The following is a 14756-nucleotide window of genomic DNA, read 5'->3' as shown; positions in this document are numbered from 1 at the left end:
ACATCCCAGTCAGCCCACCAGTACGGGGCCGGCTGGACCACTACGACCTGCTGCACACCCTGCCGAAGATCTACGGCCTGCCGCTGCTCGACGAGGCCGCGCGCTAGAGCCAGGCCCGCGCGAGCTCGACGAACTTGACCGTCGCCAGCCCGGCCACGGCCAGGAACGCGGCGGCGAGCAGGGCCGGGGCAAGCAGCCGGCGCAGCCGTGGCGCGGGTGCGGGTCCGATCAGGGCCTGCACCCGGCGCACCGCGACGCCGCCGTCGATGCCCAGTGTGGCGGGCGGTCCGGCGCCTGCTCCGGCGAGCGCGGCCCGTGCGACCGCCTGGGCGGCCAGCTCGCGGTCGCCGACGTCGGCCGCCGCGTCCTCGTCGGCCCACCGCTCGACGAGGTAGGCGACGGCCTCGCGGACCGGGATCAGCAGCGGGTTGAGCGCGGCGGCGGCGGCCGCCGCCGTGGTGAGGTGGTGATGGCGCCGGGCGAGGTGAGCATGCTCGTGGGCGAGGACGACCCGGCGCTCGTCGGCGTCCAGCAGCCGCAGGATGCCGGTGGTGACCAGCAGGTGGCCCGGCCGGCGGAATGATCCGGGCACGGCCAGGGCCAGCGGCTCCGACCAATCGGCCACCACCAGGCCGTCCTGCGGGGTGCCGATGGACCGCAGGCGCCGATTCGTGGTGACGCGCAGGCGCACCTCGGCCAGCAACCGGAGCCCACCGCCCAGCAGCAGCAGTCCGGCGACCAGGGCCACCGGTCCCGGCACGGGCTCGGGCAACTCCAGCGTGGGTTGGTTGTCCAGGGCGGACAGCGGTGGCACGTCGTCGAGCATGGTGAGCGCCAGCATGGTCAGCGACCAGGTGGACGACACCGCCGCGACGACCGCCGTCAGCGTGAGCGTCCAGGCCGCCGGGCCGGGCGTGCCCCGCGCGGCGATGCGCCGGGCCGCCAGGACGAGCGGCAGCGCCATCAACAGCGGGAGGTAGACGGCGACGGTCACGAGCGGCGTTTGCGCTCGGTGCCGGCCAGCAGGGCCCGCAGCACCGCCGCGTCCGATTCGTCGAGCGACGCCGCGAACTGTTGCAGCACGGCCTGCCGGTCGGTGCGGTCGGTCAGGGCGGACCGCATCTGGTGCGCCGCGGCCGTGGCAGCATCCTGGACCGGCCAGTAGACGTGTCCCCGGCCTTCCCTGCGCCGCTCGACCACGGCCTTCTCGTGCAGCCGGATGAGGATCGTCTGCACGGTGTTGTACGCCAGTTCGCCGCCGATCTCGCGCTGCACGTCGGCCGCGGTCAGGGGTCCCTCCGCCGCCCAGAGAGCGGCCATCACGTTCGCCTCGAGCGCCCCTGGCGCCCGCCGCCCGTCCTTCGTCGTCACAGTTGCTGACCTCCGGCGTCAGGATACCGCCGCTGACATGCGCGAGAACCGCGCCGACACGGTAAAAACCTACGCATTGTAGGATCAACAACCTGGAACGGCCGACTGCCGGCCGGCCCGAGATCAGCTTCCACCCGCGACCTTCGGACGGTCAGGACGCCGCCGGAGCGGGCGCGGAGGTCGCCGACGGTGCTGGAGTGGCGTCATCACCGCTGTTCCCGCGGCCGTTGTCACCCCGCCGGTTGCCGTCGCCCGAGCCGTTGCGGTCCCTCCGGCCGTCGTCGCCCCGCCCGTTGCGGCCGCCCCGGTCACCGCCCCGGTCGCCGTCACGGCCCTCGGCCTGGTTGCCGCCACGGCTGTGGCCGCGGTCGTCGCCGTGGTGGCCGCCGTCGACGAGAGCGCCGATCGCGACCAAGCCACCGCCCAGCACCCCACCGAGCAGCAGCGCCGCGACAGCCACCGCCAGCGGCACCCGGCGGCGGCCCTCGGCGGGCCGACCCCACCAGCGTCGGCGCGTCGGCCGCGGACCGTCGCCGGCCGCGTTCCCGAACGGGCCGGCCGCCGCCGCGGCGTCGACGGGTCCGGCGGCGGGGGACTGGTCGGGCGAGCGTCCGGCCGCGGTGGTGTCCTCGGCGGCAGGATGGCCCCCGGCCGGGGGCTGAGCAGCGGTGGGCTCGTCGTCGGCGTTCGGACGCGGTGTCTGGTCGGTCATGATGGCAACCCCGTTCTGGTGGATGGCGGTCCGGGCCTGTCCCGTCCGTCACCCATAACCATCGGCTCCGCTGCTAAGAGCAGGCCTGTGGTGTTCCTAAGAAGCCGATGAGAGAACCGGCGCGGCCGGGAGCCGGATGGTGATCACGGTCCCGTGCGGCTCACCCGCCTCGGCGGTAACGGTGCCGCCGTGGTGCGCGGCGGTCTGGGCGACGATCGCCAGGCCGAGGCCAGAGCCGGGTGTCGACCGGGCGGCGACCGCGCGGTAGAAGCGGTCGAAGACGTGCGGCCGGTCGGCCTCGTCGATCCCGGGACCCTGGTCGGTGACGGTGAGCCGGTAGCCGTCCGGGCCGTCGGCGAGAAGCGACGTGTGCACGGTGGTTCCGGGCGGGCTGAACTTGGCGGCGTTGTCGAGCACGTTGACGATCATGCGTTCCAGCTCGTTCGGCCGGCCCAGCACGGTGGCCGGCCCGAGGTCGGCGGTGAACGTGAGGCCGGAGGCGCGGATCCGGACCCGGCCGAGCGCGGCGTCGACCACCTCGGGCAGCTCGACCGGCTCGGCGTCACCGCGGGTGGTCTCCTCGCGGGACAGCTCGACCAGTTCTGTGGTCAGCGTCGCCAGCTCGCCGACCTGTGCGTCGAGGTCGTGCAGCAGCTTGGCGCGTTCCTCGGGCGGGAGGCGGTGGGCCAGTTCGGGGTGACGTTCCACCTCGAGCAGCAGTTCGATGTTGGTACGGATGCTGGTCAGCGGCGTACGCAGCTCATGGCCGGCGTCCTCGACCAACGTGCGTTGCGCGTGCCGGGCGGTGTCGATCGCGGCCAGCATGGTGTTCACCGACGTGCCGAGGCGGGCGATCTCGTCGGCGCCGTCGGTGGCGATGGGGCGGCTGAGGTCCATGGTGACGGCGACGTCCTCGACCGCGTCGGTGAGTCGTTGCACCGGCGCCAGCCCGGCGCGGGCCACGGCGCGTCCGAGCAGGGCCGCTCCGGCGATGCCGAGCGCGCAGCCGACGGTGAGGAGAATCGCGAACAATCGCAGGGTACGGTCGTCCGGTCCCTGGTCGAGGGCAACCTGCACCGCGCCGCCGCCACCACCGCTGACCGGAACGGTCAGCATCCGGTACGTCTCGCGGCCGACGTCGACCTCCTCCTGCGCCATCCGGCGCCCGCCGGCCGCGACCTGCTGCGCCTGCGCTGTGACCGGCAGCGGGCTGGCGGCCGAGCTGAGCACCGCGGCCCGGGCGTCGAGAATCTGCCAGCGCGGCCCGAGCTGCCGTGGGCCGTGCCGCCCGCCGCCGCGCTGATCCTCCGGGCCGGGCCGGCCGCCGCCGGTGGTGATCCACTGGTCGGGTTGCGCGGCGATGGCGTTGGCGTCCGCGCTCAGCTCGGACTGCATCCGGTGTTGCTGGATCTCCTCCACGACCAGCCAGGACGCCACCGCCATGAGCACCACGGCAGCCGCCACGGCCCCGGTGACCAGCAGGGACAGGCGAGCATGCAGGGTGCGTCGGCCCCACCACACCCTCACAGCGGCTCCTCCCGCAGCACGAAGCCGACCCCGCGGACGGTGTGCAGCAGCCGCTGCTCGTCGCCGGTCTCCAGCTTGCGGCGCAGGTAGCCGAGGTAGACGTGGATGCTGTTGGAACTCTCGCCGAAGTCGTACCCCCAGACCTGCTCGAACAGAACCGCCCGGGTGAGCACCTGCCGCGGGTGCCGCAGGAAGACCTCGAGGATGGAGAACTCGGTGCGGGTCAGCCGGATCGCCCGGTCACCGCGCCAGACCTCGCGGGTTTGTGGGTCGAGGCGTAGGTCGGCGAAGGAGAGAAGGGTGTCCGGCGGCGCGGGGGCGGCCGGCGTGGCCAGCATCGAGCGGCGCAGCAGGGCCCGCAGCCGGGCCTTGAGCTCCTGCACGGCGAACGGTTTGACCAGGTAGTCGTCGGCGCCGGCGTCCAGCCCGGCCACCCGGTCGCCGACGCCGTCGCGGGCCGTGACCATCAGGACAGGCAGCAGGATGCCGTCCTCCCGGAGCCGCCGGCAGGTCTCCAGCCCGTCCATCCGGGGCATGCTGACGTCCAGGATCATCACGTCCGGCTCGCCGGCCCGGACGGTGTCGAGCGCCTCCTGCCCGTCCCCGGCCGTGTCCACGTCGTGGCCTTCGAAGCGCAGCGTACGGGCGAGCGAGTCACGCACCGCAGCATCGTCGTCCACGACCAGGACCCGCATGTGTCTCCCCGTTTCTCGGCCCGCCTCGTCTCATGGTGGACCGGCAATCGTGAGAAATCGTGGCGCCATCCCTAAGCATTTCCTATGAGCCGGGCCGGGCCCGGCCCGGTGGGCGGCCCGAGTGGTCGCGTCGCGATCGCGAGATCGCTAGCCGGCGTCCTTCTGGTGGCCTACGACGGAGGCGAGCAGGTCGCGCAGCGCGAGCTGCTCGCCCGCTGCCATGTCACCGAACAACCGACCGGCGACGTCGTCGGCGATCGTGCGGGCCTCAGCGAGCCGCTTGCGCCCGAGCGCGGTCAGGGCCACCGCGCGCGCCCGCCGGTCGCCGGGCACTGCCTGCCGTTCGGCCAACCCGGCTTCCTCCAGCTCGTCGACGGTACGCATCATCGTCGACTTGTCACCGTCGAGCTCGGTGACGAGCCGGCTCTGGGTGGCCGGACCGACCCGGGCGAGGGCCATCAGCACGCCGAACCGCCGTCCGTCGAGGCCGAGCAGCGTCATCCCCTGGCCGCTGCGGCTCACCTCGTCGCTTGCCGCCCTCCTGCTGTTCGATCAGGCCGTGTACGCCGGGCAGTTCCTCGCCGGCACGTTCCCGGCGCTGCACACCCACCGGGTCAACGCCACCTACGCCGGCATCGCCGTTCTGGTGGTGGTGGCGGCGGCCGCCGCGGCGCTTCTGCGCTGGCCCGGCCGCGGCCCGATCTGGCCGTTCCTCGCCGGGCTGGGCATCTTCGGCCTGGTCGCACTGCAGATCGCCCTCGGCTTCGCCCGGGTGCTCACCCTGCACGTTCCGCTCGGCATCGTGATCATCCTGGGGTCGCTGCTGCTTGCGGGCTGGTCGTGGCGTTACCGGCAGGTGCGGTCATGAGGGTGACCAGGCGGCAGGTGCTGGGTGGGCTCGGCGTCGCGGCCGTGGTCGGCGTGCCCTTGCTGTCGGGCGTACGCGGATCGACCTCCACCGGATCGCTCCTGCCGAGCCGGCTGCGGTTGCCGAGCCCCTTCAACCTGTCGTTCCGCGTCCCGCCTCCGCTCCGACCGGTCCGCCGCGACGCCACCGGCGACCACTACCGGATCGTCCAGCGAGCGGCGGCGGCCGAGATCTTCCCCGGGTCAAGACCGAGATCTGGGGGTACGAGGGACGGTTCCCCGGCCCGCCGATCCACTCGGTCCGAGGCCGCCGCACCGTCGTCAGCCACCGCAACGACCTGCCCGTGCCGACGGTGGTGCACCTGCACGGCGGGCACACACCGGCCGGCGACGACGGCTTCCCGACCGACCTGGTCGCGCCGGGCGACAGCCGGGACTACGCCTATCCGCTCCGCCAGCCGGCCGCCACCGGCCCGGCAGCCAGGTTCGGCTGATCAACGAGTTCGGGGATCGGACCACCATGCCGGTGATGCGCTTCGACATCACCCACACCGCGCCCGACGACAGCCGGATTCCCGACGTGCTGGCGCCCGAGGCCGAACCGGCCGGCAACCCGGTGGTGACTCGGGACCTGCGCTTCCGTCACGACACTGTCAACGGGATGCCCGGCTGGACCATCAACGGCATTCCGTTCGGCCCCGGCCGGCCGGCGGTGACGGCCCGGCTGGGCGTGACCGAGATCTGGCGGCTCGGCTCGGACTTTCATCATCCGATCCACCTGCACCTGGCGGCCTTCCGGGTGGTGTCCCGCGGCCTCGGCGGGCCCGGGCCGTACGACCACGGTCCCAAGGACACCATCGACCTGCGGCCGGCCGAGCAGGCCAGCATCCGGGTCACCTTCACCGACCACCCTGGCCGGTACGTCTTCCACTGTCACAACCTGGAACACGAGGACATGGGGATGATGGGCGTCGTCGAGGTGACCGGCTGAGCCGCCCGGCCGGGGCCGGGCGGCTCAGCGTGATCAGTTGACGGTGAACGGCCCGGCGATGCCTCCCCGGTTGGACTCGATCCAGATGGTCGCGGGCCGGGCCGCGGGTGCGGCACCGTTCCGCAGGCGTACGTCGAACGTGCCGCCGGCCAGCGGTGGCGCCGCCACCACCCCGGTCGAGGTCAGCACCGGGCCGGCCAGCGATCCGGAGTGGATCAGGATGGTCGCCCCGACGACCGAGCCGGCCCCGGTGACCCGGAAGTCGCCGGCCTTCCACGACGCCGTGCCGATCGCCACCTGGTCGACGGCCGGCACCACCAGCGCGGTGTCCGACCTGGAACCGGCCGCGGTGGTCACAGTCAGCTGGAAGGTCAGCGGCCGGTTGGTCATCGGGTAGCGGTAGAACGGCAGGGTGAAGCTCGGGCTCAGGGTGTTCGCCCCGGTGAGCGCCACCCGGTCCGGGTCGGTGGCGCCGATCGGATTGGTGGTGCCGGTGGCGAGCTGGGTCCACGCGTAGGTGGCGCCCGGCGTCGACCCGGCGCCGTCCAGGGCGACCCGGGTGTTGCGGACGACCCCGGTGCGGTCCGGGCCGGCGTTCGCGACCACGGCGCCCTGCGGCGTCAGCGGGCCGAGCTTGGCCGACGGCGTACCCCATCCGTTGACGTTCTTCGCCTGAACGGTGAAGAAGTACGGGGTGTCGGCGGTCAGCCCGGTCACGACGAGGCTGGTGGCGGTGGTCTCGGCCAGCGCGCCGACGGTCGCACCGGCCGCGTCGTAGGCCTGCACCCCGTACCCGGTGATGCTCGGATCGGCCGAGGTCCATCGGAGGGTGACCTGACCCGTCCCGATCGTCGGCGAACCGAAGGCCGGCGCGTCCGGCGTCGGCGTGTTGGTGATCGTGTACGTCCGGGAGCCCACCACCGACACGTTGTTCGACGGGTCGAACGCGACGAACCGCAAGGTCGTGTCCGCGGCGACGAGGATCGGCGCGGTGTAGTGGATCGCGGTGGGGGAGAGCATGTCGGCGATCAGCGGGTCGGTGCCGTCGGCGGTGTAGTAGATCTCCGAGCCGGCCTCGTTCGCGGTCAGCGTCACGGTCTGCGGGACCGCGTACGAGCCGGACGACCGGGACGCCGCCACGGTCGGCGGGGTGGTGTCGGTGACCGCGCGGACCGAGACCCGCGGGAACGTCTCGCCGACCGAGCTGACCGACGCGATCTCCACGTCGTACGTCTCGGCGTCGGAGAGGCCGGTGATGGTCGTGCCCCGGGCCGACTGGCCGGTGATCCGCCGGCCGACCTCGACCTGCTCGTTGCCGGTCATCGTCTGGCCGACCGCGGTGGCCCGGTAGCCGGTGATCGCCGGGGTGCCGGGGATGGCCAGCGCCGGCGTCCAGGTGAGCTTGACGCCGCCCGGCACCTTGGCCGCGACGACGTCGGTCGGCCCGACCGGGCCGGAGGCCAGCGGGCCGTTCGGGCAGCCGCCCATGCCGGGGCCGCCGGGCTCGCCGAACTCGGCGATCGTGACGCCCTGCCGGTTGCCGATCAGGTCGGTGACCTCCCAGGACAGCAGCCGCTCGCCGAGCGAGGCGTTGGCGGCGATGTGGGCGACGGCCGCGTCGTCGAAGACGTAGGTGGCGGTGAAGACGTCCCCGTTCACCGAAAGCCCGGACTGGTATCCGCCCTTCGGCGCCGGGGTGAGCGGGCCGGGCAGCGCGCGGACGTCCCGCCGCCCGACGGCGGTCGCGGTCAGTTCCGGCTCGATGATCCGCTGCTCGATGTTGGCCGGGTTGACGCCCGCCCCGAGGTGGCCGGTCACGGTCACGGTGGTGCCGTTCTGCACCGCGTCCTCGGTGACGAAGCCGTCCTGGACCCGGGTGTCGCCGCCGGCGGTGTCGCCGAACCGGATCGAGGCGACGTCGCCGGGCCGGATGTCCGGCGTCACCTTCAGGCCGGTCCCGGCGCCCCAGCAGTAGCCGCCCGGATGGTTGACCTCGAAGGCGACGTCGCCCTCGGCGACGACGCCCTGCGCGGACCCGACGATGCCGACGCCGGGGCGGGTCACCTCGATGGTCGCGGCCTCGCCGATGTGGTCCTGGTAGCCCTCGACCGTGATGAAATCGCGGTCGGGGAAGACCAGCAGGTTGTCCGGCGCAGCCGGGACACCGGCGGCCAGCGCGGAGGCGCCGCCGGTGGTGGCGATAGCGCCCACGGCGGCCGAAAGCACGACGGTCAGGCCGAGCCGGAGGAGCCGGCGGCCGGGGGAGGGCTGTGCGGAGGAGGACATCGGGCGGCTCCGTTGCGGGGCGGAAGGGACGAACCCGATACCTGAGGCACCGGAGGTCGCAACGTATGGCCGCCCGCTGAGGCCGCGCCGAGGTAATGCTGAAGCTCGTCTGAGGTCCGGTGGGTCAGGCCGCGGGCACTGCCGCCGCGATGTCGACGAACCCGTGAACGAGGGACCGTCGCTCGCGGCGCCGCCACGCGACAAGCAGCGGACTCGGCGCGACACCCTCCACCGGAACGACGACGATGCCGTTCGCGCGATTGATCGTGAGCGGGGCGAGACCGACCGCGTCCGACCACAGGACGGCCTGGATGCATTCCCGTACGGTCCGGACGATGGTGTCGACGCCGGGCACCGCCTCGCGGCCGCCGGCCCAGAAGTCCCGCCAGAGCGGGTCGGTGGAGCCCGCGAGGCGGAACCAGCGCCGGTCCCGCAGATCGCTCAGCCGGACCCGATCCCGGCCGGCGAGCGGATCGGACTCCCGCAGGACGACCCCGACGGCGTCCCGGCGGATCTCAGCGACGGCGATCCCGGCCGCGTTGAAGGGGCCGCGGGTGACGGCGACGTCGGCCAGCCCGCGGCCGACACCCACGGTGGGATCGGTGAGGTCGCCCTCCACGATGCGGATCTCCACGCCGGGGTAACGCTCACGGAAGGTGTCGATCATCGCCCGGCCCGCGTGATCCAGGCTGTCGGCCAGCGTCCCGATCGTGATGACGCGCGTGCCGGACGCCTGGGTCACCAGCGACGGCAAGGACTCCACCCGGGCGAGTATCTCGCGTGCCTCGGGAAGCAGCGCGTGGCCGGCCTGGGTCAAGGTCATCCCGCGAGCGGTACGCGTGAACAACTCGACGCCGAAGTCGCCCTCCAAAGCCTTGATCGCCCTGCTCAGCGGCGGTTGTGACATGCGCAGCCGCGCCGCCGCCCGGCCCACGTTGAGATCCTCGGCCACCGCGACGAAGTAGGCGAGCGAACGGAGATCCACCCCTCCGACGATACCCACACGGTATGGCACCGGCGGAACGGGTCTTGGACCCGGGCCGCCGACCGAGATCCAATGAACCGGTGACGGACAACCCCGCACGCGTCGGGCGATCAGGAAGGTACGGCAACACCATGGCCATCCTCTGGACGGGCGTAGCCGTCGCCGGTGTCGCGGCCGTACTCCTCGCGATCCGATCGTTCCGGCCCTCGCCGCTGCCGGCCCCGGCGCCGTGGACGGATCCGCTGCCACCGGCCGCACCGCCGCCGGACATGGCGATCTACCGGCTTCCCACCGGCACGTACCAGAACAAGGCCTTTCTCGCCTACCGCGGCGGGGCGTTCTCGGAGACCCGGCGCTTCGCCGCGACCGCCGTCCTCGTCCGGCATCCGGCGGGTGACCTGCTGATCGACGCCGGGTTCGGCGAGAACGTGGCCGCGCACATCGCCACGATGCCGTCCTACCGGCGCAGCCCGCACCAGGTCGGCGCCACCGTGTATCAGCAGCTGTCGGCGACGAGCTACGACCTGGCCCGGCTGCGCGGCGTCATCATCACGCACGCCCACTGGGACCATGTGAGCGGCCTGGACCGGCTCCCCGTACCCATCTGGATGAATGCCGGGGAGAGCCGGTACGTCGACCGGGCCAAGGACGCGGTCGTGTTCCGCGACGTCTCGCGCGACCACGAGATCCACCGCTACTCGTTCGACGGGCCGGCCTACCTCGGCTTCCCGAGGAGCCATGATGTGCACGGCGACGGCTCGGTGGTCATCGTGGAGGCCGGGGGTCATACCGATGGTTCGGTCGTTGTCTTCGTGACCCTGCCTGACGACCGCCGGTTCGCCTTCATCGGTGACCTGACCTGGCAGAGGGAAGGGGTCACGCTGCGGGCGGAGCGGCCGGGGCTGCTGCGGATGCTCGCGGACGTCCGGCCGGCGGACGTGCGTACCAGCCTCCTGCGGATCATCGCCCTGGCCGATCGGGTGCATGTGGTTCCCGCCCATGATGTCGGAGCGTTCGACGCGATTCCCGAATGGCAGTTCACCCCGGCCGGGACGTGAGGTCGGCGGCGGGCTCGCCGACTGCGACATACCGCGCGCTCTGCCGCGTCCTCCCTCAAACCTACTCGTTGTAGGAATTTGTTGGAACTCGCGTTCGGAGGGGCGGCCCATGGTCACCGACTACACGAAGGTATTCCGCGACAGCGCGGCGGTCGAGAAGTACGAACATCGCACCTATGCGCCGGACAGTTACGCGTCACGGATCAACGACCGCCAGCGGCGCTACCTGCGCAGCCTGGTGCGGACCACGTTTCGTGCCGGCAAGCCGGTGCAGCACGACTTCGGTTGCGGCACCGGGCGGGCCATCCGGGCTCTGCACGGTCTCGTGCGTGAGGCGCACGGCTACGACACGTCGACCGAGATGATGGCCAAGGCGGCCGAGGTCGGGGCGCGGGCCCACTGGCACGCGGTGGCGCCCGACGGCCCGGTGCCGGCGCCGATCGACGCGGGACGTCCCGCGATCGTGACGATGTTCCGGCTGTTGCTCAACGTGGATCCGGTGGTGCGCGATCGCGCCCTAGCCTTCGCGGCGCAGGCCCTGCCCGATCCCGCCGCGGGACTGCTGGTCGTCGAGAATCACGGCAACGCCAGCTCGTTGAGGCACCTGCGCGCCGGCCGGCACGCCGGGCGGCGATGGTTCGCCGAGTTGTCGCACCAAGAGGTGACCGCGCTGTTCGACCGGCACGGCTTCCGGCTGGTCGAGCGTCGTGGGTTCTCGATGCTGACCCCGGGCTGGTACGAGCGCCCGGTGGTAGGCGTCGCGGCTCGCGCGGCCGACGCGGTGGCGACCCGCTCGCCCGGGGCGGATCGCTACGCGGTCAACGTCGTCTACGTCGCCCGCCGCAAGTAGCCGGCCCAAGGTCAAGGACTGACGTCGGCACCGCGTACGTTGCGGGCGAAGTTGATCGCGAGGGCGTCGGCAGTTGGGAGTCCCACATCATCGAATTGCCGACAATGCCGGGCAACCATCCGGTTTAGGGTCGCCGCGTGCGGTTTCTCATCCTGGGCCCGCTCGAGGTCCGCGACGGCGAGCGGCTCGTCGCGCTGGGCGGGCCGCAGCAACGCGCCCTGCTCGCGTTGCTGCTGGCCAGACCGGGCCGGGTGGTGTCGATCGATCAGATCACCGAGCAGCTCTGGGGTGCGTCCGCCCCGTCCGCCGCCCGCAGCCTGGCGCAGGAGTGCGTCGCCGGCTTGCGCCGGGCGCTGACCACCGGACGAGACGGAGTCCTGCTGACCCGGGCGCCCGGATATGTGCTGAGCCTCGCTCCGGGCGCGTTGGATCTGGACCGCTTCGACGAGCTGGTCAAGGACGCGACGCAGCTCGCGGAGACGGGGGCCCGGGAGCGTGCCGCCGCCATGCTGCGGGAAGCACTGGCGTTGTGGCGCGGACCCGCGTTCGACGGCATCGACCTGGACCCTTGCCGGAGCGAGGCCGCCCGACTGGAGGAGCATCGGCTCGCCGTCGTCGAGCAGCGCGTCGCCAACGAGCTGCGGCTGGGCCGGCACGCCGAGCTCATCGCCGAGTTACAGGCGCTGACCGCGGACCACCCGCTGCGCGAGCGGTTCTGGGCCCAGCTCATCACCGCGCTGCACCGCTCGGACCGGCAGGCCGACGCACTGGAGGCATACCGGACGGTCCGGGCGACGCTGGTCGGCGAGCTGGGCGTCGAGCCGGGGCCGGCGCTGCGGCAGGCGCATCAGGACGTCCTGTCCGGCGCGCCAGCCGCCGTCCCGGCCCAGTTACCGACCTCGGCGTCCGCCTTCACCGGCCGCGAGCACGACCTGCTCCGGCTCGACGAGGTGCTGGGCGACAGCGGGGGCGCGCCGTCGATCGCCGTGATCTGCGGGACAGCCGGTGTCGGCAAGACCGCCCTCGCGGTGCGCTGGTCCCACCGCGTGCGCGACCACTTCGACGGCGGCCAGCTCTACGCCGACCTGCGCGGGTACGCCGCGGCGCCGCGGTTACGCCCGATCGAGGTGCTGACCGGCTTCCTCCGGGCGCTCGACGTGCCGGTCGAGCGTATTCCGGCCGATCAGGAGCAGGCATCCGCTCTCTACCGCACGATCCTGGCCGACCGACGGATCCTGGTCGTGCTGGACAACGCGAGCAGCGCCGACCAGGTCCGCCCGCTGCTGCCCGGCGGGCGGCCCGGCCTGGTGCTGGTCACCAGCCGCGACAAGCTCGGCGGGCTGGTGGCCCGTGAGGGCGCCGCGCACCTCACCCTCGACGTTCTGTCGCCGGCCGAGGCGAGGGCCCTGCTCGAAACCGTGCTCGGCGCGGACCGGGTCGCCGGGGAACCGGCCGCCGTGGCCGAGCTGGCCGCGCGGTGCGCGTACCTGCCATTGGCCCTTCGCATCGCCGCGGCCAACCTGACGCTCTATCCGCGGCGGACCGTCGCCGACCAGGTTGCCGAGATGGACGCGCTCAGTCCGCTCGGGGCGCTCGCCGTGGAAAGCGACGAGCAGCACGCCGTCCGCGCCTCCTACAACCTGTCCTACTCCGGCCTGGCGACCCCGGCCCGGCGCCTGTTCCGCCTGCTCGGCATCGCGCCCAGCGCCGATCACACCGCGGACGACGCGACGGCCGTGCTCGGTGACACCAGCCCGCGGGAGGCCGCTGGTCTGCTGCGCCACCTCACCGACGCGCACCTGCTCGACGAGCACGCCCGCGGCCGGTACGTCTCACACGACCTGCTCCGGCTCTACGCGATGGAGCGGGCGGACGACGAGGACCCGCCCGATCGGCGGCGTGCGGCGATCGGGCGGCTCTACGACGGTTACCTGCGCCGCGCACGGGCCGCCGCCGACATGCTCTACCCACACATGCTCCGCCTCCCCAACGCCACAACGGTCCCGGCCACCGGCCGCCACACGTACCCCGACGAGACGGCCGCGCTTGCCTGGCTGGAGGCTGAGCGGCACAACCTGGCGATCGCGATCAGGTACGCCGCGGCGCATGGTCCGCGGCGCGCCGGATGGCAGCTCGCCGACACCCTGCGCGGATACTTCCACCTGCGCCGGTACGCCTCCGACTGGTTCACCGCGGCGGACGCGGCGCTGCTCGCCGCCCGGCACGAGAACGACGCGGCCGCGGAGGCGGCGGCCCGGCACAGCCTCGGCACGGCGTACCGACCAGGCCGAGGAGAGCCGGCGCCGGACGGGCCACCATCCCGCCGCGTGAGGCGAGACGGTGACCCGAGTGGCCTACCCGCCGTTCATCGAGCGCAGAACACGGTGGCGTCCATGTCCCACGCCGTGTCCGGCGTCGGCGCCGACTGGGCGCCGAAGGAGGCGAGGTTCGCCGGTCGGCCGCCGGCCACAGTCGGCCGGATCTGCTGGAGATGCGTACCGGCCCGGACGGTCGTGCCGGCGAGACCGGTCAGCGCCATCCCGGACGGGCAGGCGATCACGGCCGTCTGGCTCGGCACGCCACCGGCGGCCCGGAAGGTCTGCCGGACCATCTCGAAATCGAGTGGGTGGTTGGGCCGCGCACACACCGAGTATCCGGTGAGCGTGTACTGGCCGGCGAAACCGTCGGCGTCCTCCTTCGCCAGCGCCGCGCTCGAGGCGGCGGCGCCCCCGCTGCTGCCCGGCACCGTGCCGAGGTCGACCTGCCCGGCGCCGTTCTCGATCTTTCCGCCGGTGCCGACCACCAGCTTGCCCGGCGAGCATCGCGTGAACGCCTGGGAAACGGGGGCCGAGGTCGGCGGGATGGTGAGGGGCTGGATCTCCAGTTCAGTGCTGGCCGGCACAACACCGCAGAACGCGAACACCTGAATGCTCCACACGCCGGCGATGCCGAACTGGTCGGCCGCCGCGGTGACCTGGAACCTGTCCGGGCCGGTGGCCGGGTGGATCGGCTGCATCTCCGTGATCACAGCATGGATGCCGCCGACGGTGAAGGCACCGCCGCCGAGCACCCGCTCACCCGCCGGACACGGCGTGCTGTGAGGCTTTTCCGGCCGCAGATCGGGCACGGACTGCGTCACGAAGGCCCTGACCGTGCCGAACGGCAGGGTCGCGGCCGCCGCTGGTGCGCTGTTCACGGTCTGTGCGGCGAGTACGGCCACAACCGCACCCACCGCCCACAACATTTTGGTTCGCACGTGCATGTGGTTCCTCCTCGAATCCCGGTGATGTCTGCGCCGGAACCGTGGCGCACCACAATGGGCATTCGATGGGCAACCGGTGGGCAACCGGCCGGATCAGCCCGCTCAGCGAGCCGCAAGTCGGCTGGTTGACAGCCGGACGGCCCCGGAGACGA

At 72.8% G+C, this 14756-nt stretch carries 15 protein-coding genes; 7 read left to right on the top strand and 8 right to left on the bottom strand.

What is annotated here, in order from left to right; all coding sequences use genetic code 11:
- Nucleotides 1-103: 103 nt before the first annotated feature.
- The 6 genes from AB0M54_RS41815 to AB0M54_RS41790 all read right to left on the bottom strand — a co-directional run bounded on the left by AB0M54_RS41815 (nt 104) and on the right by AB0M54_RS41790 (nt 4827).
- The gene (locus tag AB0M54_RS41815) at nt 104-994 is read right to left on the bottom strand and encodes a M48 family metalloprotease (RefSeq protein ID WP_364331500.1); all 891 of its coding nucleotides are present in this window, start codon (nt 992-994) and stop codon (nt 104-106) included.
- The gene (locus AB0M54_RS41810) at nt 991-1371 is read right to left on the bottom strand and encodes a BlaI/MecI/CopY family transcriptional regulator (RefSeq protein WP_364477830.1); all 381 of its coding nucleotides are present in this window, start codon (nt 1369-1371) and stop codon (nt 991-993) included. Before AB0M54_RS41810 ends, AB0M54_RS41815 begins: the two co-directional genes overlap by 4 nt.
- A gap of 151 nt (nt 1372-1522) precedes the next feature.
- A complete protein-coding gene (locus AB0M54_RS41805) occupies nt 1523-2083 on the bottom strand; it encodes a hypothetical protein (RefSeq protein ID WP_364477827.1) in 561 nt (186 codons plus the stop codon).
- A 96-nt stretch (nt 2084-2179) separates the two neighbouring features.
- Complete coding sequence (locus tag AB0M54_RS41800; protein ID WP_364477824.1) at nt 2180-3610, bottom strand: HAMP domain-containing sensor histidine kinase; 1431 nt, start codon at nt 3608-3610, stop codon at nt 2180-2182.
- Nucleotides 3607-4305 (bottom strand): response regulator transcription factor, encoded by a 699-nt coding sequence (locus AB0M54_RS41795; RefSeq protein ID WP_364477821.1) that lies wholly within the window; start codon nt 4303-4305, stop codon nt 3607-3609. The genes AB0M54_RS41800 and AB0M54_RS41795 overlap by 4 nt, the downstream gene beginning before the upstream one ends.
- A gap of 147 nt (nt 4306-4452) precedes the next feature.
- Nucleotides 4453-4827 (bottom strand): MarR family transcriptional regulator, encoded by a 375-nt coding sequence (locus tag AB0M54_RS41790; RefSeq protein ID WP_364477819.1) that lies wholly within the window; start codon nt 4825-4827, stop codon nt 4453-4455.
- Between the two features lie 37 nt (nt 4828-4864).
- On the opposite strand from AB0M54_RS41790, the gene AB0M54_RS41785 reads away from it, so the two are divergent.
- The 3 genes from AB0M54_RS41785 to AB0M54_RS41775 are packed head-to-tail and all read left to right on the top strand — an operon-like array spanning nt 4865 to nt 6163.
- Nucleotides 4865-5173, top strand: coding sequence for a hypothetical protein (locus AB0M54_RS41785; protein WP_364477816.1), 309 nt, complete (start codon nt 4865-4867; stop codon nt 5171-5173).
- Nucleotides 5133-5666: a multicopper oxidase domain-containing protein gene (locus AB0M54_RS41780; RefSeq protein ID WP_364477813.1), complete on the top strand. Its 534-nt coding sequence runs from the start codon at nt 5133-5135 to the stop codon at nt 5664-5666. Before AB0M54_RS41785 ends, AB0M54_RS41780 begins: the two co-directional genes overlap by 41 nt.
- A gap of 35 nt (nt 5667-5701) precedes the next feature.
- Nucleotides 5702-6163: a multicopper oxidase domain-containing protein gene (locus tag AB0M54_RS41775; protein ID WP_364331521.1), complete on the top strand. Its 462-nt coding sequence runs from the start codon at nt 5702-5704 to the stop codon at nt 6161-6163.
- Between the two features lie 33 nt (nt 6164-6196).
- On the opposite strand, the gene AB0M54_RS41770 is transcribed toward AB0M54_RS41775, so the two are convergent.
- Nucleotides 6197-8449 carry a chitobiase/beta-hexosaminidase C-terminal domain-containing protein gene (locus AB0M54_RS41770; RefSeq protein WP_364477811.1) on the bottom strand — a complete coding sequence of 751 codons (2253 nt, stop codon included), beginning with the start codon at nt 8447-8449 and terminating at the stop codon, nt 6197-6199.
- A 124-nt stretch (nt 8450-8573) separates the two neighbouring features.
- On the bottom strand, nt 8574-9434 hold the full coding sequence (locus AB0M54_RS41765) for a LysR family transcriptional regulator (RefSeq protein ID WP_364331527.1): 861 nt from the start codon (nt 9432-9434) through the stop codon (nt 8574-8576).
- Nucleotides 9435-9565: 131 nt separating this feature from the next.
- Here AB0M54_RS41765 and AB0M54_RS41760 point away from each other — a divergent pair, with 131 nt between their 5' ends.
- From AB0M54_RS41760 to AB0M54_RS41745, 4 genes are all read left to right on the top strand, one after another.
- Nucleotides 9566-10492, top strand: a complete 927-nt coding sequence (locus tag AB0M54_RS41760; protein WP_364477808.1) for an MBL fold metallo-hydrolase — start codon at nt 9566-9568, stop codon at nt 10490-10492.
- Between the two features lie 109 nt (nt 10493-10601).
- Nucleotides 10602-11342, top strand: a complete 741-nt coding sequence (locus AB0M54_RS41755; RefSeq protein ID WP_364331532.1) for a methyltransferase domain-containing protein — start codon at nt 10602-10604, stop codon at nt 11340-11342.
- A 137-nt stretch (nt 11343-11479) separates the two neighbouring features.
- Nucleotides 11480-14269: a BTAD domain-containing putative transcriptional regulator gene (locus AB0M54_RS41750; RefSeq protein WP_364477805.1), complete on the top strand. Its 2790-nt coding sequence runs from the start codon at nt 11480-11482 to the stop codon at nt 14267-14269.
- Complete coding sequence (locus AB0M54_RS41745; protein ID WP_364477802.1) at nt 14270-14443, top strand: hypothetical protein; 174 nt, start codon at nt 14270-14272, stop codon at nt 14441-14443.
- Nucleotides 14444-14756 lie beyond the last annotated feature (313 nt).

The sequence above is a fragment of the Actinoplanes sp. NPDC051470 genome (genome assembly GCF_040682035.1).
Classification (GTDB): Bacteria; Actinomycetota; Actinomycetes; order Mycobacteriales; family Micromonosporaceae; genus Actinoplanes.
The sequence above is the reverse complement of the archived record's forward strand: the minus strand, read 5'-3'. Positions and strand labels throughout refer to the sequence as shown.